This is a genomic window from Streptomyces sp. NPDC057099, assembly GCF_042671245.1.
In the GTDB taxonomy this organism is placed as follows: domain Bacteria; phylum Actinomycetota; class Actinomycetes; order Streptomycetales; family Streptomycetaceae; genus Streptomyces; species Streptomyces purpurascens.
Genome location: NZ_JBHUTX010000052.1, coordinates 18604 through 39211 on the forward strand (window position 1 = coordinate 18604; position 20608 = coordinate 39211).

General features: G+C 71.2%; 15 protein-coding genes. 12 read left to right on the forward strand and 3 right to left on the reverse strand.

Annotated features, from left to right (window positions below; genetic code table 11):
* Nucleotides 1-44: 44 nt before the first annotated feature.
* Both ACFT4A_RS36395 and ACFT4A_RS36400 read left to right on the forward strand, forming a co-directional pair.
* On the forward strand, nt 45-1898 hold the full coding sequence (locus tag ACFT4A_RS36395; protein ID WP_382839244.1) for a family 20 glycosylhydrolase: 1854 nt from the start codon (nt 45-47) through the stop codon (nt 1896-1898).
* Nucleotides 1899-1910: 12 nt separating this feature from the next.
* Nucleotides 1911-3449 carry an alpha-L-fucosidase gene (locus ACFT4A_RS36400; protein ID WP_382839247.1) on the forward strand — a complete coding sequence of 513 codons (1539 nt, stop codon included), beginning with the start codon at nt 1911-1913 and terminating at the stop codon, nt 3447-3449.
* Between the two features lie 6 nt (nt 3450-3455).
* Here the strand turns inward: ACFT4A_RS36400 and ACFT4A_RS36405 are convergent, their stop codons facing one another.
* Nucleotides 3456-4487: an alpha/beta fold hydrolase gene (locus ACFT4A_RS36405; RefSeq protein ID WP_382839250.1), complete on the reverse strand. Its 1032-nt coding sequence runs from the start codon at nt 4485-4487 to the stop codon at nt 3456-3458.
* A 344-nt stretch (nt 4488-4831) separates the two neighbouring features.
* Nucleotides 4832-5842, reverse strand: coding sequence for a LacI family DNA-binding transcriptional regulator (locus ACFT4A_RS36410; protein WP_382839325.1), 1011 nt, complete (start codon nt 5840-5842; stop codon nt 4832-4834).
* 274 nt (nt 5843-6116) lie between these two features.
* On the opposite strand from ACFT4A_RS36410, the gene ACFT4A_RS36415 reads away from it, so the two are divergent.
* From ACFT4A_RS36415 to ACFT4A_RS36445, 7 genes are all read left to right on the forward strand, one after another.
* The gene (locus ACFT4A_RS36415) at nt 6117-7406 is read left to right on the forward strand and encodes an ABC transporter substrate-binding protein (RefSeq protein ID WP_382839253.1); all 1290 of its coding nucleotides are present in this window, start codon (nt 6117-6119) and stop codon (nt 7404-7406) included.
* Between the two features lie 6 nt (nt 7407-7412).
* The gene (locus ACFT4A_RS36420) at nt 7413-8306 is read left to right on the forward strand and encodes a carbohydrate ABC transporter permease (RefSeq protein WP_382839256.1); all 894 of its coding nucleotides are present in this window, start codon (nt 7413-7415) and stop codon (nt 8304-8306) included.
* Nucleotides 8303-9211, forward strand: coding sequence for a carbohydrate ABC transporter permease (locus ACFT4A_RS36425; protein WP_382839259.1), 909 nt, complete (start codon nt 8303-8305; stop codon nt 9209-9211). Before ACFT4A_RS36420 ends, ACFT4A_RS36425 begins: the two co-directional genes overlap by 4 nt.
* 60 nt (nt 9212-9271) lie before the next feature.
* Nucleotides 9272-10516, forward strand: a complete 1245-nt coding sequence (locus ACFT4A_RS36430) for a glycosyl hydrolase (RefSeq protein WP_382839328.1) — start codon at nt 9272-9274, stop codon at nt 10514-10516.
* Nucleotides 10513-12492: an endo-beta-N-acetylglucosaminidase gene (locus tag ACFT4A_RS36435; RefSeq protein ID WP_382839261.1), complete on the forward strand. Its 1980-nt coding sequence runs from the start codon at nt 10513-10515 to the stop codon at nt 12490-12492. The genes ACFT4A_RS36430 and ACFT4A_RS36435 overlap by 4 nt, the downstream gene beginning before the upstream one ends.
* Nucleotides 12493-12515: 23 nt before the next feature.
* On the forward strand, nt 12516-15530 hold the full coding sequence (locus ACFT4A_RS36440) for an alpha-mannosidase (RefSeq protein WP_382839264.1): 3015 nt from the start codon (nt 12516-12518) through the stop codon (nt 15528-15530).
* 92 nt (nt 15531-15622) lie between these two features.
* Nucleotides 15623-16096, forward strand: coding sequence for a carboxymuconolactone decarboxylase family protein (locus ACFT4A_RS36445; RefSeq protein ID WP_382839267.1), 474 nt, complete (start codon nt 15623-15625; stop codon nt 16094-16096).
* Here ACFT4A_RS36445 and ACFT4A_RS36450 read toward each other — a convergent pair.
* Nucleotides 16089-16835: a FadR/GntR family transcriptional regulator gene (locus ACFT4A_RS36450; RefSeq protein WP_382839269.1), complete on the reverse strand. Its 747-nt coding sequence runs from the start codon at nt 16833-16835 to the stop codon at nt 16089-16091. The genes ACFT4A_RS36445 and ACFT4A_RS36450 overlap by 8 nt on opposite strands.
* Before the next feature lie 166 nt (nt 16836-17001).
* Between ACFT4A_RS36450 and ACFT4A_RS36455 the strand changes: the two genes are divergently transcribed.
* Genes ACFT4A_RS36455 through ACFT4A_RS36465 form a run of 3 tightly spaced genes read left to right on the forward strand, consistent with a single transcriptional unit; the run spans nt 17002 to nt 20583 of the window.
* Nucleotides 17002-18075 (forward strand): sugar ABC transporter substrate-binding protein, encoded by a 1074-nt coding sequence (locus ACFT4A_RS36455; RefSeq protein ID WP_382839271.1) that lies wholly within the window; start codon nt 17002-17004, stop codon nt 18073-18075.
* Nucleotides 18072-19562: a sugar ABC transporter ATP-binding protein gene (locus ACFT4A_RS36460; RefSeq protein WP_382839273.1), complete on the forward strand. Its 1491-nt coding sequence runs from the start codon at nt 18072-18074 to the stop codon at nt 19560-19562. The genes ACFT4A_RS36455 and ACFT4A_RS36460 overlap by 4 nt, the downstream gene beginning before the upstream one ends.
* Nucleotides 19555-20583: an ABC transporter permease gene (locus ACFT4A_RS36465; RefSeq protein WP_382839276.1), complete on the forward strand. Its 1029-nt coding sequence runs from the start codon at nt 19555-19557 to the stop codon at nt 20581-20583. The genes ACFT4A_RS36460 and ACFT4A_RS36465 overlap by 8 nt, the downstream gene beginning before the upstream one ends.
* Nucleotides 20584-20608 lie beyond the last annotated feature (25 nt).

The window sequence follows — 20608 nt, forward strand, 5'->3', positions numbered from 1 at the left end:
CGACGCCAGCTCAATGATCAGACATCCGATGAATGGGGAGTCGCATGACGGAGCGCGGAAGTCGGCGACGGTGGTGGCCCGGAGTCCTGGCGGCGCTGGCGCTGCTCGTCACGGCGGCACCGGCGACCCCCGCGGTCGCGCGCGAGGAGCCGCGGACACCGGTGACCGTGCCCGCCCTCACCGACTGGTCCCCGGGATCCGGGAGTTACTCCTACGGCCGGGGCACCCGGCTGGTGGCGGACACCGGAGCCGAGCGCCGGGTCGCCGGCACCCTCGCCGCCGACCTCCGGGCGGCCGGACACGGCACGGTCCCCGTCGTAGGGGGCGGAGCCCGGGCCGGTGACATCGTTATCGACATCCGGCCCGGCAGATCCTCGCTCGGCGCGGAGGGCTACGAACTCCAGGCGGGCCGACGGCTGTCGGTGACCGGCGCGACCGAGACCGGCGCCTTCTACGGAACCCGGACCCTCCTCCAGCTCCTCGCCCAGGGCGACCGGGTCCCCGCCGGACGCACCGTCGACGTGCCGCGCTACAAGGAACGGGGCGTCGGCGTCTGCGCCTGCTACGTCCATGTCTCGCTGCCCTGGCTGGAGAACCTGGTGCGCGAGATGGCGTACCACAAGCTCAACCAGCTGCTCCTCGAACTGAAGGTGAAGAGCAACGCCCACCCCGAGGCCAACACCTGGGGCTACTACACCAAGGACGAGATCCGCCGGCTGGTCGCGCTCGGCAAGAAGTACCACGTCGAGATCGTTCCCGAGATCAACTCCCCGGGCCACATGGACCCGTGGATCGAGAACCGCCCCGACCTCCAGCTCACCGACACGGACGGCACCAAGCAGCCCTCCCGGCTGGACATCACCCGCCCCGAGGCCTTCGCCTACTACAAGAGCCTGATGGACGAGTACGCCGAGGTCTTCCCCGGGCGGGACTGGCACATGGGCGCCGACGAGTACATGCTCGGCTCCGACTTCGCCAAGTACCCGCAGGTCCTGAAGTACGCGCGGGAGAAGTACGGCCCGAACGCCACACCCCAGGACGCGTTCGTCGACTTCGTCAACCGCGTCCACGCCTACGCGGCCTCCCAGGGCAAGCGGCTGCGCATCTGGAACGACGGGCTCACCGGCGCCAACACCGTGCCGGTCACGGCCGGTACGACGGTCGAGCACTGGCTGAACGTCGCGGTCAAGCCGAGCGAACTCATCGCCGAGGGCTACCCCTTGATGAACGCGGCGTACGCGCTCTACCTCGTCCGCGGCGGCTTCCACACCGACACCGAGGCGCTGTACGACCAGGCCTGGGACCCGCGCGGCTTCGAGGGCGAGAAGCTGACCTCCAGCGAAGGCATCGCCGGAGCGAAGATCAGCCTCTGGCCCGACAACGGCCGCGGGGAGACCGAGAACGAGGTCGCCGTCGCCCTGTGGCCGGCCCTGCGGCACATCGCGCAGGCCACCTGGGGCGATCCGCATCCCGACGCCACGTACGACGGGTTCACCGCGCGCGGTACGGCCGTGGGCCACACGCCCGGCTTCCGAGACCTGACCCGGGTGCCGGTCCCGGACGGGACGTACACCGTCCGGACCTCCGGCCGGTCGTTCACCGCCTCCCTCCAGCGCACGGCCGACGGCTACGTCACCCTGCGGACCCAGGACGGCTGCCTGGAGGTGCGGGGCGGGAAGCTCACGCTCAACGTGCCCCTCCAGCCGGGCGCCGAGGTGACGCCGCAGACCTGCGATCCCGCCGCCACCCTCCAGCGCTGGGCGCTGGAGCCGGCCGGCGGAGGCGGCCACCGGCTCGTCAACGCCATCACCCGGATGACGGTGAGCGTGACGGACGACGGCCGGCTCGCGCAGTACCCGCCCGATCAGCGCACCCCCGCCGTCTGGCATCTGACCTGAGGAGTCGTCGCCATGGCCGTGTCCCGACGCGTGTTCGTCGCATCAGCCGCCGTCCTCGCCACGACCGCCGGCATGACGGCACCCGCACTGGCGGCCCCGCCGGACCCCCGTCGCAGCCGCATCCCCGTCGGTCCCGACGACAGCCCGGAGGACCTGGTCCGCAAGGCCTCCCAGGTACGCCCCACCGCGGGGCAGATCGCCTGGCAGCGCCTGGAGCGCACCGCCTTCCTGCACTTCGGCGTGAACACCTTCACCGGCCTGGAATGGGGCACCGGCGACGAGGACCCGGACGTCTTCCAGCCGGTCGCCCTCGACACCGACCAGTGGGCCCGCGCGCTGCGGGACGGCGGCTTCAAGCTGGCCATCCTCACCGTCAAGCACCACGACGGCTTCGTCCTCCACCCCTCCCGCTACACCGGCCACACGGTGGCGTCGAGCACGTGGCGCGACGGCCGGGGTGACGTCCTGCGCGACTTCGCCGACTCCATGCGGCGGCACGGCCTCAAGGTCGGCGTCTACATCTCGCCCGCCGACGAGAACCAGTATCTGCACGGCGTGTACGCCAACGGCAGCGCCCGCGCCGACCGCACGATCCCCACCCTCGTCGACGGCGACGACCGCACCCCGCCCCACTCGTACACGCTCCCCGCCACCGACTACGGCGCCCATATGCTCAACCAGCTCTACGAGGTGCTCACCGAGTACGGCCCGGTCGACGAGGTGTGGTTCGACGGAGCCCAGGGGCACATCCCGCCGGACAAGGTCGAGAAGTACGACTGGGACAGCTGGTACACCCTCGTACGGTCCCTCGCCCCGGACGCCGTCGTCGCCGTGACCGGGCCGGACGTCCGCTGGGTCGGCAACGAGGGCGGGCTGGCCCGGGAGGACGAATGGAGCGTCGTCCCCGTCCAGGAGAAGGACTACGGGCGGACCGACTACGCCCTCTCCTACGACGCCCCCGACATGGGCAGCCGGGAAGCCCTGGTCGCGGCGCGGCCGGTCGCCGACTACCTCCAGTGGTGGCCCGCCGAGTGCGACGTGTCGATCCGGGACGGCTGGTTCCACCACCCGGACCAGCGGCCCAAGAGCGTCGAGCAGTTGACGGACATCTACTTCCGGTCCGTCGGCCGGAACTCCGTGCTGCTCCTCAACATCCCGCCGGACACCGACGGGTTGCTGCCCGCCGCCGATGTCACGCGCCTGCGGGAGTTCCGCGAGCGGATCGACCGCGAACTGCCCGAGGACCTGGCGGACGGCGCCCGGACCAGTACCTCACCGGGCCGGGTCACCGTCGACCTCGGCCGGGAGCGGGAGGTGGACCGGGTCCGGCTGGCGGAGGACATCCGGTACGGGCAGCAGGTGGAGAGCTTCGTGGTGGAGGCGTATCGCGACGGCCACTGGGCGGAGGTGGCCCGGGCGGGGGTCGTCGGAGCGAGCCGGATCCTGCTGCTGCCCGGCGCCGTGCGGGCCCGGCGGTGGCGGGTGCGGGTGACCGGGGCGCGAGGGGCCGTACGGATCGCGGAGTTCGGGCTGTACCGGTCCCGGGTCTGAACCGGGTCAGCGCAGGTGGCGTGCGAAGAAGGCCTCGGTGACGTCCATCTCGGACGCCCACCGGGGCCCGAACGTGTGCCCCTCGCCGGCGACGGTACGGAGCTCGACGTCCTTGCCTGCCTCCTCGAACGTGGCGGAGACCTCCCGTGACCAGGCGAGGGGGCAGGTGTCGTCCGCGGTGCCGTGCTGGATCAGCAGGGGTTCGCTCACACGGTCGGCGTAGGTGAGGGGCGAGACACCGCGCCAGAAGTCCGGGTTCTCCTCGGGGGTGCCGTGCTTCTCCTCGATCTCGGCCACGAGCGGGTCGCCGTCGGGCCGCTGGAACTGGTCGATGTTCTCCTGCGGGCGGGCGCTCACCGGCGCGTACGCCACGGCCGCGTCGAACAGACCGGGCGCCACGACCAGCGTGTTGTACACGACCCCGCCGCCCATCGACCGGCCGAACAGGCCGAGGCGGTCGCCGTCGATCTCCGGACGGTCCGAGTCGCGCAGGGCCAGGGCGGCTCCGATGACGTCCTCGGTGTAGCCGAGGCGCAGGTTCACGTCGTTGTCGGGGTCCTTGTCGGAGCGGGCGTGGTTGCGGTAGTCGGTGTGCAGGACGACATAGCCGCTACGGGCCAGACGGTCCTGCTCGCGTGGCATGCCCTGGCCGCTGAAGTAGTCGTCCGGGTCGATGTACCCGTGCGCCAGCACCAGCGCCGGGAAGGGACCCTCGCCCTCCGGGATGTTCATGATCCCCGAGACCGTCAGGCCGTTCGCCTCGTACGTCACGGCGTACCGGGTGTAGGCGGAGGTCCGGTCCAGCACGGCCCCGAGACGCAGTCCGGAGCCGGTGTGCTCGCGCCGCATCAGGGCCGGGAGGGAGACGGGGTCGGCCGGGGAGGGGGTGGGGGAGGGCGTGGCGCGAGGCTTTTCGGTCGTGGCGGGGGCCGATGCCGGAGATGCCTCGGGCGCGCCCTGGTCCCCACCGCCGGTGCAGCCGACCGCGACGGTCAGCAGCAGCCCGGCGGAGGCCCAGGCGGTGCGCCGCACTCGCATACCGTCCATTGTGGCCCTCCCGGTCCAGGAGCGGCAGGCCGCACCGTGGGCGTTCCGCGGGCGGCGCGAGGGGGCGGGGGTGCGTACCGATGGTGCGACGGGCCCGCGGTGCGTGTTCTGCCCGGACCGCTCCGCGCCGCACCGGGGTCCCCGCGCAGGGGTGAGTGCCGGCACAGGGCTCGGTGGGACCTGGCCGGGTGCCACAGCCCGGGGCCCGTGGTGCCGTGGTGCGTGTGCCGTCCGGCCGGGCCGTTCCGCGCCGGGCCAGGAGCCCCGCACGGGGTGCGTGCCGGCGTCGGACCCGGCGAGTCCTCGCCCTCACGTGGCCTGCCGCAGCCCGGTGTTCACACCCCCCGCACCACCCCCGTACTGTCCCGCTCGATCAGCCGCGGCACCGGCACCCGTACCGCGCGGGCCGGGCCGCCGTCGAGCAGGGCGGTCAGTTCGCGGGCCGCCGTGCGGCCGAACTCGACGCTGTCGCGGGACAGTGCGGACAGCCACGGCTTGACCAGGCGGCACAGGGCGGAGTCCTCCCAGGCCACCACCGAGACGTCGGCCGGCACCGCATAGCCGAGCTCGGCCGCGGCGGCGACTCCGGCGACGGCCATCACGTCGTTGTCGTAGATCAGGGCCGTCGGGGCGGCGGGGCCGTCCAGGACCCGGCGGGTGACGGCCGCGCCCGCCTCGTCCGAGTAGTCGGTCGGCACCGACTGCACCTCCGACAGGCCCCGGCGCTCGGCCTCCGCGCGCAGGGTGCGGATGCGGCGCTCGGTGTGGGCCAGCCCGGGCAGTCCGGCGATGTGCGCGATCCGGCGATGGCCGAGCGCGTACAGCCCGTCCACCACCGCGGCCATCGCGCCCGCGTCGTCCGCCCACACCGTCGAAAGACCCGGGTGCCGTTCGTCCGGGGCGCCGCCGATCACCACGGCGGGCAGCCCGAGTTCGTCGAGGAGCCCGGGCCGGGGGTCGTCGGTGCGCGGGTCGACCACCAGCACACCGTCCACCCGGTGCTCGGCCCACCACCGCCGGTACACCGCGCACTCGTCGTCGATGTCCTCGGCGATCTGGAACAGCAGACCGAGATGACGCTCGGCCAGCACCTCCTGGATGCCGGAGACCAGTTGCAGGAAGAACGAGTCCACGCCCAGCGTGCCCGCCGGACGGGCCAGCACGAAGCCGACCGTCGCCGCGCCCTCCCCGGACAGGGCGCGCGCCGCCGTGCTGGGCCGCCAGCCCAGCTGCTCGGCGACCCGGCGCACCCGGTCCCGGGTCACCTCGGAGACCCCGGGCCTGCCGTTGAGCGCGAAGGAGACCGCGCTCTCGGAGACCCCGGCCCGCCGGGCGATGTCCTTCATCGTCGGCCGGCGCGCCGGTGAGCGCTTTCCCGTCACGCTTGATTCTCCATTCGACGAGCGCTGTACACTAATGCGCTTGAGTGTTCCTACCCTAAAGCGCATTAGTGATCGAATACAAGAAGACGCCTGACCCGTTGCTGACCTGCGGTGATGTGCAACTAAAGACTTTAGCTGAGCAGAATCCATTGACTTCCCCGAAGAGAACGATGCAAGGTCTGGCCCGGCGCCCTTTCCGCCGCCCTCTCCCGCCCTGCCTTCAAAGGAGCCGGTCACCGTGCGTATCTCCCGCAGAGCCTTCGCCGCCGCTGCCGTCGCTGTCCTGCTGCCACTGAGCGCCTGCGGTTCCGGGGGCGGCGGAGGCGGTTCGAGCGACGCCTCGGGCAAGGTCGAGGGCGACATCACGTTCCAGACGTGGAATCTGCGCGCCAACTTCAAGCCGTACTTCGAGGGCCTGATCGCCGAGTTCGAGAAGAAGCACCCCGGCACGAAGGTGAAGTGGGTCGACCAGCCCGCCGAGGGCTACGCCGACAAGATCAGCGCCGACGCGGCCGGCGGCACCCTGCCCGACGTCGTCAACGTCTCCCCGGACCTCGTCGCCCCGCTCGCCAAGGCCGGACTCGCCCTCGACCTGGACAAGGCCGCCCCGCGGTACGAGAAGGAGTATCTGCCGGGCGCCTGGGCGGGCCATCGGATACCGGGCATGACCGGCACGTACGCCTTCCCCTGGTACCTCAACACCGGCCCGCTCTTCTACAACAAGACCCTGTTCAAGGAGGCCGGGCTCGACCCCGAGCAGCCGCCGAAGACGTACGACGAACTCTTCTCCGCGGGCCTCAAGATGGCGAAGAAGAGCGGCGGCAAGGTCGCCACCCTCGCCAACGTGCCCACCATCGAGGACTTCGGCCGCTACGGCGTCCAGCTGATGAACAAGCAGGGCACCGCCTTCTCCTTCAACGACGACAAGGGTGTGCAACTCCTCGCCGAGTACAAGGAGCTGTACGACGCGAAGGCCCTCGACCCGCAGGCGCTGACCGCCACCCCGGAGTCGTCCGGCAAGAAGTTCCTCACCGGAGCCGTCGCCATGAACCCCGGCAGCGCCCTGGACCTCGGCAACTTCAAGAAGCAGGCGCCGAGCCTGTACAAGAACATCGGTATCACCGACCAGATCACCAGCACCGGGCACGTCAACATGTACGTGATGGGCGTGATGGTCAACTCCCAGTCGAAGCGGAAGCCCGCGGCCGTCGCCTTCGCGCACTTCGTCACCGACGCGGCGCACCAGATGTCGTTCGCCAAGAAGGTCGCCATCTTCCCGAGCACCGCCGGCTCGCTGGACGACCCGTACTTCACCAAGGAGGACGGGACCGACGAGACACGGGTGCGGGTGGCCGCGGCGAAGTCCCTGAAGACGGCGGTCAACTACACGCCCGTGCTGTTCAGCGAGCAGATGAAGATCGCGCTGCGCAACGAGGTCGCCAAGGCGCTGCAAGGCAAGCAGAGCCCCAAGGAAGCTCTCGACAACGCTGTCAAGGAGTGCGACCGGCTCCTGCAGCAGCAGGGCTGACGCCCGATGGCTCTCTCCGGCATCTCCCGGGTACGGCGCCAACTGCCCACCAGCCCCTGGCTGTTCGCCGCACCCGGTCTGCTCGTCACCGGCGCCTTCATCCTGTACCCGTTTCTCTCCACGCTGGTCAACGCCTTCACCGACCGCCGCACCCTGATCCCCGGGGAGTTCGTGGGGCTCGCCAACTTCCGGGAACTGCTCCAGGACGACATGTTCTGGACCGGCCTGCGCAACAGCACGCTCTACGTCCTCGGCGTCGTGCCCCCGCTCGTCGTCCTGCCACTGCTGCTCGCCCTGCTCGTGCAGAAGAACATCCCCGGCATCACCTTCTTCCGGTCCGCCTTCTACACCCCGGTCGTCGCCTCGATCGTCGTCGTCGGGCTGATCTGGGTGTGGCTGCTGGACGACCGCGGACTGGTCAACGCGCTGCTGGAGACGGCCGGCGCCGGCCGGGTCGGCTTCCTCAGCGACCAGTGGCTGCTTCTGCTGAGCGCCATGGCCGTCACGGTCTGGAAGGGCCTCGGCTACTACATGATCATCTATCTGGCGGCGCTCGGGAACGTGCCGCGCGAACTGCACGAGGCCGCCGCCGTCGACGGCGCGGGGGCGATACGCCGCTTCATGACCGTCACCGTGCCCGCCGTCCGCTCCACCATGGTGCTCGTCGGCGCGCTCTCCTCGGTCGCCGCGTTCAAGGTGTTCTCCGAGGTGTACCTGCTGGCGGGCCCGAGCGGCGGACCGGCGGGCGAGGACACCACCCTGGTCATGCTCGTCCAGCGCACCGGCACCGGCCTGACCGGCCGTGTCGGCTACGCCTCCGCGATCTCCGTCGTCGTCTTCGTCGTCACCGTCGCCCTGATGCTGCTGGTGCTGCGCGCCGACCGGAAGGAGGAGTCGTGAGCGTCCTCGAGAAGACCCCTCCCACCGAGAAGGCGCCCGCCGCCGTCCGCGAACCCCGGATCACCGACGAGCACGGCCGCCGCGTCCGGGTGTGGGAACTCGCCCTGCGCTACGTCCTGCTGCTCGCCGTACTGGCCCTGACCATCGGCCCGTTCCTGTGGCAGCTGTCCACGTCCCTCAAGGGCCCCACCGAGGACATCTACAGCTCCCCGCCGACGTTCCTGCCGGGCGATCCGACCCTGCACAACTACGAGCGGGTCGCCGACACCATCCCCGTCTGGGACTACGCCCTCAACTCCCTGAAGGTCGCCACCGCCAACGTCGTCACCAACTGCGTCGGCTCGGCCCTCGCCGGATACGCCCTGGCCCGGCTCCGCTACCGCGGCCGCCGTGTCGCCACCCTGGCCTTCATCCTGGCGATGCTCGTGCCCGTCGAGGGCATCATCATCGCCCAGTTCACCACCATGCGGGAGCTCGGCCTCAACAACACCCTGATCGGCGTGGTCCTGCCGGGCTGCATCGGCGCGATGAACGTCCTGCTGATGCGCAACGCCTTCCTCAACCTGCCCTACGAGATCGAGGAAGCGGCCTTCGTCGACGGCGCCAACGTCTGGCAGCGGTTCCTGCGGATCGCCCTGCCGTCGGTGAAAGGCACCCTCGCGGTCGTCGCGATCTTCGCCTTCATGGGCGCCTGGGACGACTTCCTGTGGCCGCTCATCGTGCTGAGCGACCCGTCCAGGTTCACGCTGACCATCGGCCTCAACTATCTGCACGGCACCTTCGCCAACGACGAGCGCCTCGTCGCCGCGGGCACGATCATCGCCGTCGCCCCGCTGATCGCCCTCTTCGCCTGTCTCCAGCGGTACTTCTTCCGCGGCGTGGGCGAGGGCGCGGTGAAGGGCTGAGAACTCCGGGCCGAAGGGCTGACCCCCACTGAAACGCAAGGACACCGCATGCCTTCTGCCGTGCGCTTCGGCGTCAACTACACCCCCAGCGAGAGGTGGTTCCACCACTGGCTGGACTTCGACCTCGACTCCGTCCGCGCCGACCTCGACTCGATCGCCGCGCTGGGACTCGACCACATCCGGGTCTTCCCGCTGTGGCCGTACTTCCAGCCCAACCGCACGCTGATCCGGCCGCAGGCTGTCGAACAGCTCGTCGCGCTGGCCGACGCCGCCGCCGAACGCGGCCTCGACGTCAACGTGGACGGCCTCCAGGGGCATCTGAGCAGCTTCGACTTCCTGCCCGCCTGGACCCGGACCTGGCACCGGCGCAACCTCTTCACCGACCCGGACGTGCTCGACGGCCAGGAGAACCTCCTGCGCACCCTCGCCGCAGCCCTCGCCGACCGGCCCAACTTCATCGGCATGACCCTCGGCAACGAGGTCAACCAGTTCTCGTCCGGCCCCCATCCGGACCCCGACCGGGCCACCTCCGACGAGATCGACACCTGGCTGACGCGCATGCTCGCCGCCTGCGAGGAGGGCGCCCCGGGCCGGCTGCATCTGCACGCCGAGTACGACGCGACCTGGTACCAGGACGACCAGCCCTTCACCCCGGGCCAGGCCGCCCGGCACGGCGCCGTCACGGCCGTGCACTCCTGGGTCTTCAACGGAACCGCCCAGCGCCACGGCCGTACCTCCGTCCCCGCCGAGCACCACGCCGCGTACCTCGTCGAGCTGAGCAAGGCCTGGGCCGACGACCCGCACCGGCCGGTCTGGCTCCAGGAGGTCGGCGCCCCCGCGCCCCTGGTCCCGCCCGAGCACGCCGCCGCCTTCACCGAGGCCACCGTGGCGAACGCCCTGGACTGTCCCGGCCTGTGGGGCATCACCTGGTGGTGCTCCCACGACGTGTCCCGCGACCTGGCCGACTTCCCGGACCTTGAGTACGGACTCGGCCTGCTGACCAACGACCGCAAACCGAAGGACATGGCCAGGGTGCTGGAACGGGCGGCACGCGAGCCGTCGCTGGCACCCCCGGCCCGTACGACGGCGCTGGTCGTCCCGGCCGACCCCGCCGTCCGCTCGCTCTGCGCCCCCGGCGGTCCCGTCTTCGACGCCTTCTTCCGGCTGGTCGCCGACGGAGCCCGCCCCACCACCGTCCTCGACGTGCACGCCGCCGACCGGGAACACCTGGCCGCGCGCGGCATCACCGAGGTCGTCACTCCCGACCAGGTACTTCCCCACCCACCAGGAGGCACCCGCTCGTGACACCCACCAGACGCACCGTCCTGCTCGCCGGCGCCGCGGCCGCCCTGCTCCCCTCACCGAAGGCCACGGCAGCCCCGAAAGCCGCCGCGACCCAGCCGTACGCCTCCTACTGGTACCCGGACTCCCTCCCGTCCGGCACTCCGGGCCCCGGCATCACCTGGCGCAGCCTGAAGTCCTGGCGCGCCGCCACCGACCCGGACCTCGCCTTCAACGCCGCGTCCGTGCCCCTGGCCGCCCGCTTCACCCCGGCCCCCGCCAACCCGACCGCCCGCGCCGGCCAGGCCCGCATCCAGTCCCTGGTCTCCTTCGGGCCCACCGCGAGCAACCCCTCCCAGGGCTCGGCCACCGCCGACTACTACGCCCTCACCCACTGGGCCTACATCGACGAGCTGGTGTTCTGGGGCGGCTCGTCGGGCGAAGGGCTGATCCTCGCCCCCAACGCGCCGATCGTCGACGCCGCCCACCGGCACGGCGTGCCCGTCCTCGGCAACGTCTTCCTGCCGCCCGTCGCCTACGGCGGACAACTGCGCTGGACCCGCGACCTGGTGCGGAAGGACACCGCCGGTCGTCATCCGCTCGCCGCGCGGCTGGTCGAGGTCGCCGAGGCGTACGGGTTCGACGGCTGGTTCGTCAACGCCGAGACCGGGGGAGGGGACGCCGCCCTCGGCGCGGACATGCTGAGCTTCATGCGGGAGCTGAAGTCGCTCGCGGCGGCCAAGGGACAGCGGGTGACCTGGTACGACGCGATGACCGTGAACGGCACGGTGAGCTGGCAGGGGGCGCTCAACGGGCAGAACGAGCCGTTCTTCCGGACCGCCGACGACATGTTCGTCGACTTCCGCTGGTCGGCGAGCAGCCTGGTCTCCTCGGGGCAGCGGGCCGAGCAACTGGGACGCAGCCGCCACGAGTTGTGGGCGGGCGTCGACGTGGAGGCGAACGGCTGGAACTCCTCCGTGCGGTGGGACGCGATCGTGCCCACGGACAAGGCGCACCTCGCGTCGATCGGCCTCTACCGGCCCGAGTGGACGCGCAACCATCTGCCCGCCGACCAGCGGGGTCCGGCCGCCTTCCACACCGCCGACGACCGGTTCTGGACCGGACGCTCCCTCGACCCGTCCCGGCCCGACGGCACGGACAGCTGGCGGGCACCCGCCGTGTCCGTCGCCGACCGCTCCACGGTCACGTCGGTTCCGTTCGCGAGCGTGTTCAACACCGGGCACGGGCTGCGCTGGTACGAGGACGGCGCCGTGACCTCGGACGCGCCCTGGAATCACCTCGGCCTCCAGGACCGGCTGCCGTCCCGGCGGTGGGTGGTGCGCACGGAGGGGCGACGCCCGGCTGTCGGCTTCGACTTCGCGGACGCGTGGCGCGGCGGGAGCAGCGTGCTGGTGGACGGTGAACTGGACGCGCCCACGGTGGTGGAGGTGTATACGACGCGGCTGCCGATCGATGGCGACACGGTGGTCGAGCTGACGCATCGGACCGACGCGGGCGCCGTGCGGATCGAACTGGCGGTGGCGACCGGTGAGCCGGGCTCGTATGCCTATCTGCCCGTGGACTCGGGCGAGGCGTGGCAGACGTCGACCGTACGACTCACCGGCCTGACCGGGACCGTCCACTCACTCGGCGTACGGCTCACCGCGACCGACGGGCCCGTGACATGGCGGCTGGGCGGCATCGCGGTCCGGGACGCGATCCGGAGACCCGCCTCGCCGACCGGATTCCGCGTGACCGCCGCGTCCGGCGGCGATCTGCGCCTCGCCTGGGACCCCGCACCCGGCGACGTACGCCACCACACCTTGCACCGCGTTCTTCCGGACGGCACCCGGCGCTTCCTCGGTGGCACCTGCCAGCGCGCGTTCTTCGTCGACGGACTGAAGCCCGAACAGGGCGAGCGGGCGGCACGGTTCGAACTGCGTGCCGTGGGGGAGCTCTACACCTCGTCGGCGCCCGTTTCCCTGACCCACCCCTGGTAACGACCCCCTAGGGAGCATTCCGCATGCATGACGACCGCAGCCTGGTCGAAGCCCGCCTCAAGCGCGTCCTCGACGAGCGTGTCCGCCCCGCCGTGTACCCCGAGTCCGTGCCGCTGGAGGTGGCGGTGTGGCACGCGCCCGGCGAACCGGTGCCGGTCGCCGAGGGACTCGCGGCCGAGCCCGAGCCGATCGAGGCGGGCGCCCGGTGGGGTGCTCCCTGGGGCACCAGCTGGTTCCGCGTCACCGGCACCGTCCCCGAGGAGTGGGCCGGGAAGACCGTCGAGGCGATCCTCGACCTGGGCTTCGACGAGAACATGCCCGGCTTCCAGTGCGAGGGCCTCGTCTACCGGCCCGACGGCACCCCGGTGAAGGGCCTCAACCCGCGCAACCAGTGGGTGCGTATCGGCGCCCCCGTCGAGGGCGGCGAGCAGGTGCGCCTGCACATCGAGGCCGCCTCCAACCCCGTCATCCTCGACTACCACCCCTTCCTGCCCACACAACTGGGCGACAAGGAGACCGCGGGCAGCGAGCCGCAGTACACCCTCACCCGTATGGACCTCGCCGTTCTCGACGAGACCGTGTGGCAGCTCGTGATCGATCTGGAGGTGCTCGGCGAGCTGATGGCCGAGCTGCCGGTGGAGTCGGCCCGCCGCTGGGAGATCCTCCGGGCGGTCGACTCGGCACTCGACGCGCTCGACCTCCAGGACATCGGCGGCACGGCGGACCGGGCCCGTTCCCGCCTCGCCGGCGTGCTCGCCACGCCCGCCGCTCCCTCCGCCCATCGCATCAGCGCCGTCGGTCACGCCCACATCGACTCGGCGTGGCTGTGGCCGCTGCGCGAGACCGTGCGCAAGGTGGCCCGGACGACCTCCAACATGACCGCGCTGCTCGACGACGAGCCGGAGTTCGTCTTCGCCATGTCGCAGGCGCAGCAGTGGGCGTGGGTCCGCGATCACCGGCCCGAGGTGTGGGCCCGGGTGAAGAAGGCCGTGGCCGACGGGCGGTTCGTGCCGGCCGGCGGCATGTGGGTGGAGTCGGACACCAACATGCCGGGCTCGGAGGCGATGGCCCGGCAGTTCGTGCACGGCAAGCGGTTCTTCCTCGACGAGTTCGGCATCGAGAACGACGAGGCCTGGCTGCCCGACACCTTCGGCTTCGCCGCCGGACTGCCGCAGATCATCAAGGCGGCGGGCTCCAAGTACCTGCTGACCCAGAAGATCTCCTGGTCGCAGACGAACAAGTTCCCGCATCACACCTTCCAGTGGGAGGGCATCGACGGGACGAGGATCTTCACGCACTTCCCGCCCGTCGACACCTACAACTGCTCCATGAAGGGCAGCGAGATCGCCCACGCCGCCCGCAACTTCAAGGACAAGGGCGTCGCCCGTCACTCCCTCGCCCCCACCGGCTGGGGCGACGGAGGCGGCGGCACGACCCGCGAGATGGTCGCCAAGGCGGCCCGCCTGCGCGACCTCGAAGGCGCGGCGACGGTGACCTGGGAGACCCCGGCGGAATTCTTCGCGAAGGCCGCGGCCGAGTACCCCGAACCGCCCGTCTGGGTCGGCGAGCTCTACCTCGAACTCCACCGCGCCACCCTCACCAGCCAGGCCAAGACCAAGCAGGGCAACCGCCGCAGCGAGCACCTGCTCCGGGAGGCCGAACTGTGGGCGGCCACGGCGGCCGTACGCACCGGCTTCCCCTATCCCTACGAGGACCTGGACCGGATCTGGAAGACGGTGCTGCTGCACCAGTTCCACGACATCCTGCCCGGCTCGTCCATCGCCTGGGTGCACCGCGAGGCGCGGCGGACGTACGAGAGGGTCGCCGAGGAGCTGACCGGGATCATCGACGCGGCGCAGCGGGCACTCGCGGGGGAAGGCACGCGGAACCTCGTGTTCAACTCGGCACCCCACGGCCGGGCCGGGATCCCCGCCGGTGGTGCCGGTGCCGCGCCTTCGCCGAGCCCGGCGGAGCTGTCCCCACGGGCCGAGGGCGGGTTCGTCCTGGGCAACGGCCTGCTCCGGGTCGAGATCGACGCCCGAGGGCTCGTGACGTCCGCGTACGACATCGAAGCCGACCGCGAGACCGTCGCCCCGGGCCGGGCCGCGAACCTCCTCCAGCTCCACCCCGACTTCCCGAACATGTGGGACGCCTGGGACGTCGACGAGTTCTACCGCAACACGGTCACCGACCTCACCGACGCGGACGAGGTCGTCCCGGACGGGGACGGTGTGCGGGTCGTACGGACCTTCGGCGCCTCCCGCGTCACCCAGCTGCTGTCACTCGCGCCGGGGGAGCGGCGGCTGACGGTGGACACGGAGGTGGACTGGCACGAGACGGAGAAGTTCCTCAAGCTCGCCTTCCCGCTCGACGTGCACGCCGAACGGTACGCGTCCGAGACCCAGTTCGGGCACTTCCACCGGCCCACCCACACCAACACCTCCTGGGAGGCGGCCAAGTTCGAGGCGTGCAACCACCGCTTCGTCCACGTGGAGGAACCCGGCTGGGGCGTCGCGCTCGTCAACGACTCGACGTACGGCCACGACGTGACCCGCACCGTCCGCACCGACGGCGACGGCGGTACGACCACCACCGTCCGCGTGTCCCTGCTGCGCGCCCCGCGGTTCCCCGACCCGGAGACCGACCAGGGCGTCCACCGCTTCCGGCACGCGCTCGTGCCGGGCGCGGGCATCGCCGACGCGGTGCGCGAGGGCTGGCGGATCAATGTGCCGGAGCGGCGGCTCACCGGTGCCGAAGAGGTGGCGCCGCTAGTGACGGCCGACCGGGACGCGGTGGTCGTCACGGCGGTGAAGCTGGCCGACGACGGCAGCGGGGACGTCGTCGTCCGGTTCCACGAGGCCTTCGGCGGCCGGACGCGCGCCACGCTCACTGCCGGGTTCGAGGTCGCGGCCGTCTCGGTCACGGACCTGCTGGAACGGCCGCTGGCCGATGCGACGGCACCGGAGGTCCAGGACGGCCGGATCGCGGTGCGGCTGCGCCCGTTCGAGCTGATGACGCTGCGACTGCGGCGCGGATAGCTGGTGACGCGGGTCACATCTGCCGATGTCACATCGGGGTGAGCCGCTGACTCATAGGGGTGTACGCATCGACAACGACAGAGGAGCTCACCATGAGCGCGCGTCTGGACGTCTTCGCCATCCCGACTGCCGGCAAGCTCGTCAAGCAGTTCACCTCCGTGGGACGGCTGCTGATGGAGTCACCGCTGCCGGCCGCGACACGGGAGCTGGTCTCGCTGCGCGTCAGCCAGATCAACGGGTGCGCGGTCTGCATCGACATGCACACCAAGGAGGCCGCCGCCGCGGGCGAAACCGCCGTACGGCTCCATCTGGTGGCCGGGTGGCGCGAGGCCACGGTCTTCACCGAGGCCGAGCGCGCCGCGCTGGAGCTGGCCGAGCAGGGGACCCGTACCGCGGACGGGGCCGGTGGCGTCCCGGACGAGGTCTGGGAGCGGGCCGTCAAGCACTATGACGAGGACCAGCTGATGGCGCTGGTGACCCTGATCGCCTTCATGAACGCGGCGAACCGGCTGAACGTCGTCCTCCAGCAGCCCGCCGGGGACTACCAGCCCGGCCAGTTCAAGTAGGCGGCGGCACACCGGGCCCTGGGCCGGACACGGCCTGGGGCCCGAGCTGCGCCCGCAGCCACTCCTCCACCTCGCCCACGTGCGCGGCCGCCGCCGCGCGGGCCGCCTCCGGGTCGTGGGCGGCCAGGGCGCGGTGGATCGCGGCGTGTTCGCGGCGGGTGCGTGCGAAGGCGCCCTCCTCCTGGTAGCCGCGCCAGACACGGGCGCGGAACGTCCGCGAGGACAGGCCCTCCAGGATCGCGGCCATGGTCTCGTTGCCCGCGGCCGCCGCGATCTCCCGGTGGAAGGCCAGGTCGTGGGCGAGGATCTCCTCCGGATCGTCCGTGGCGTTCATCGCCGCCAGGTGCTTCTCGACCTCGGCCAGCCGGTCGTCGGTGATCCGGGCGGCGGCCAGTGCGGTCGCCGTCGACTCCAGGATCCGCCGGATCTCCAGCAGCTCCACCAGACGCGGGCCGCGCGACAGGTCCGCCACGACACCGAACGTCTCCAGCAGGTCCCCGGCCTCCAGCTGGGTGACGTAGATGCCCGACCCGTGCCGGGCCTCCAGCACGCCCAGCACCGTGAGCGCGCGGATCGCCTCCCGCATCGAGCTGCGGGAGATGCCCAGCTGGGCGGCCAGATCGCGCTCGGTCGGCAGCCGCTGGCCCGGCTCCAGCCGGCCCTCGCCGATCATCGCCTTGATCCGCTCGATGGCGCGCTGCGTCACGGTGCCCTTCTGCGGGGCGGTCTCGTCGTCCACGCCGTTCCTCCGATCACAGGCTCCGGCGCAGTCTAACCAGCAAGGTGGTCGGACCACTATGAGCCCGGAGCGGGAAAATGTGCCGTCGCAGGGTGTTCCGGCGGGGGAGTGGTCTGATAAGTATGCGGGCATCTGCTCGAACCCCGGTCGATGGGAGCCCCCTGAGATGCCCGGAAGCACAGTGCGGAAGCGGAACAGGTCCCGGATCGTCGGCGCGGTGGCGCTGGCCGCCGGCGCCTCCCTGGTGCTCGCCGCGTGCGGCAGTACCAAGGACACCGGCGCCTCCGGTGCCGGCGGCGGCGACGGCAGCGGCAAGGTCGGGGTCGTCCTGCCCCTGCTGACCTCGCCGTTCTGGCAGTCGTACAACGACTACGTGCCCAGGATGGCGAAGTCCGAGGGGGTGGACGCGATGAAGACCGTCAACTCCAACAGCGACCCCTCGCAGCAGATCACCGACATCAACAACCAGCTCAACCAGGGCGTCGAGGGCCTGGTCGTCGCGCCGCTGGACAGCGCCGCCATCGAGGCGGGCCTCGACCAGGCCGAGCGCAAGGGCGTGCCGGTCGTCGCTGTGGACGTGGCGCCCGACAAGGGCAAGGTCGCGATGGTGGTCCGCGCGAACAACGTGGCGTACGGCGAGAAGGCCTGCCAGTACCTCGGCGAGCACATCACCTCCGGCAAGGTCGTACAGATCATGGGCGACCTCGCCTCGGTCAACGGCCGCGACCGCTCCGAGGCGTTCCGCGCCTGTGTGAAGAAGAACTTCCCGAAGCTCAAGGTCCTGGAGATCCCCGCCAAGTGGGAGTCCGACGCGGCGGCCTCGAAGCTCGACACCCTCCTCAACGCCAACCCCGACATCAAGGGCATCTACATGCAGGCGGGCGGCGTCTACCTCGCGCCCACGCTCCAGACCCTCAAGTCCAAGGGAATGCTGAAGAAGGCCGGGCAGTCGGGCCACATCACCATCGTCTCGAACGACGGCATCCCGCAGGAGTTCGACGCGATCCGCAAGGGCGAGATCGACGCGACCGTCTCCCAGCCCGCCGACGCCTACGCCAAGTACGGCATGTACTACATCAAGGCGGCGATGCAGGGGAAGAAGTTCAAGCCCGGCCCGACGGACCACGACTCGACGATCGTGAAACTGCCCAGCGGCATCCTGGAGGACCAGCTGCCCGCGCCGCTGGTCACGAAGGACAACGTCGACGACCCCAAGCTCTGGGGCAACACGGTCGAATGAGCAGCCCACTGGTTGAAGCGCGGGGCATCGTCAAAAGGTACGGCCCCACCACCGCCCTCGCCGACGGCCGGCTCTCCGTCCTGCCGGGCGAGTCCCACGCCCTCGTCGGACGCAACGGCGCCGGCAAGTCGACCCTGGTCAGGATCCTCACCGGCCTGGAAGCCCCCGACGAGGGCACCGTCCGCTTCGACGGCGACCCCGCGCCCCCGCTCACGGACCGGGACGCCTGGCGCCGCAAGGTCGCCTGCGTCTACCAGCATCCGACGGTCGTCCCCGAACTGACCGTCGCCGAGAACCTGTTCATCAACCGGCAGCCGCTCCAACGCGGGTTCATCAGCTGGCGCCGCCTGAAGGCCGAGGCGGCCCGGCTCCTCGACACCTGGGACGTGCGCGTCGACCCGGATGCGCGCACGGCCGATCTCAAGGTCGAGGACCGGCAGATGGTGGAGATCGCCCGGGCGCTGAGCTTCGGCGCCCGCTTCATCATCCTCGACGAACCCACCGCGCAGCTCGACAACCGGGAGATCGAGCGGCTGTTCACGCGCATGCGCTCCCTTCAGGACTCGGGCGTGACCTTCCTGTTCATCTCGCACCACCTCCAGGAGGTGTACGAGGTCTGCCAGACCGTCACGGTCCTGCGCGACGCCCGCTGGATCACCACGGCGCCGGTCGCCGACCTGCCCCGCCAGGCCCTGGTGGAGGCCATGGCCGGGGAGACGATCGCCGAACAGGCCGAACGGCAGCGGACCCTCGGGGCCAGTGGTCCCGTCCTGCTCGATGTCCAGGACCTCACCTCCACCGCGTACGAGAACGTCGACCTCACCGTCCGGCGCGGCGAGGTCGTCGGACTCGCCGGATCGAGCGCCAGCGGCAAGATCGAGCTCGCCGAGTCGTTCACGGGCCTGCACACCCCCACGAGCGGGGCGGTCCGGCTGGACGGACAGCCGCTGCCGTTCGGTGATGTCCGCAAGGCCCTGGAGGCCGGCGTCGGCTTCGTGCCCCGGGACCGGCACGAGCAGGGCCTGGTCTTCGGCATGTCCATCGGCGACAACGCCACCCTCAGCGTCCTGGACCGGCTCGGCCGCTACGGCTTCGTCGGCACCGACCGCAGACGCGGTGTCGCCACCGCGCTGATCGAACGCCTCGACATCCACGCGGCGGGCCCCGAGCAGCCCGTCTCCGACCTGTCCGGCGGCAACGCGCAGAAGGTCGTCATGGCCCGGGCCCTCGCCTCGGACCCGCGGCTCCTGGTCCTGGTCAACCCGACCGCGGGCGTCGACGTGAAGTCCAAGGAGTCCCTGCTCGCCCGGGTCGACACCGCCCGCGAGGACGGCACCGCCGTACTCGTCGTCTCCGACGAACTCGACGACCTCAGGCGCTGCGACCGGGTCCTCGTCCTCTTCCACGGCCGTGTCGTCGCCGAGCACCCGGCGGGCTGGCGCGACCACGAGCTCATCGCCTCCATCGAAGGAGTGGACCATGGCTGACACCAAGGCGGCCCCGCCGCTCGCGCCCGCGCGAGCCACCGACCCGCGCGCCGCCAAGGCCGTCCTGCTCCGCCGGGCCCGCGAACTCGCCCTGGTACCCGCCCTGTTGCTGCTCCTGGTGCTCGGTGCCGTCGTCAACGACTCGTTCCTCACCGAGCGCAACATCGTCTCCATCCTCGGCGCCTCCGCCGCCCTCGCGATGGTCGTGCTCGCCGAGTCGCTCGTCCTGATCACCGGCAAGTTCGACCTGTCCCTGGAATCGGTCGTCGGTATCGCGCCCGCCGTGGGCGCGCTGCTCGTGCTGCCCGCGGCGCAGTCCGGCTGGGGCGCCGAACTCCCCGCCGCCCTCGCCCTGGTGGCGATCCTCGTCGCGGGCGCGGCCGTCGGCGCCTTCAACGGCATCCTGGTCGTGAAGTTCAAGCTCAACGCGTTCATCGTGACGCTGGCGATGCTGATCGTGCTGCGCGGCCTGCTGGTCGGCGCGACCAAGGGCAAGACCTTGTTCGGGATGCCCGACAGCTTCTACTCGCTGGCCACGACCACCTTCCTCGGTGTCCCGCTGTCGGTGTGGCTCGCCGCGATCGCCTTCGCGGTCGCCGGGCTGGTCCTGAAGTACCACCGGGTCGGGCGCGCCCTGTACGCCATCGGCGGCAACGCGGACGCGGCCCGGGCGGCGGGCATCCGGGTGGAGCGCGTCATGCTCGGCGTGTTCGTCGTCGCGGGCGTCCTCGCCGCGGTCGGCGGCATCATGCAGACCGGATACGTCGGCGCGATCAGCGCCAACCAGGGCCAGAACATGATCTTCACGGTGTTCGCGGCCGCGGTGATCGGCGGCATCGCCCTCGACGGCGGCAAGGGCACCATGTTCGGCGCCCTGACCGGCGTACTCCTTCTGGGGGTCGTACAGAACCTGCTCACCCTCGCCCAGGTGCCGTCGTTCTGGATCCAGGCCATCTACGGCGGGATCATCCTGGTCGCCCTCATGATCGCCCGGGTCACCACCGGCCGGGCCCAGGACTGACGCCCCCGCCCCTGCAACCGAAAGG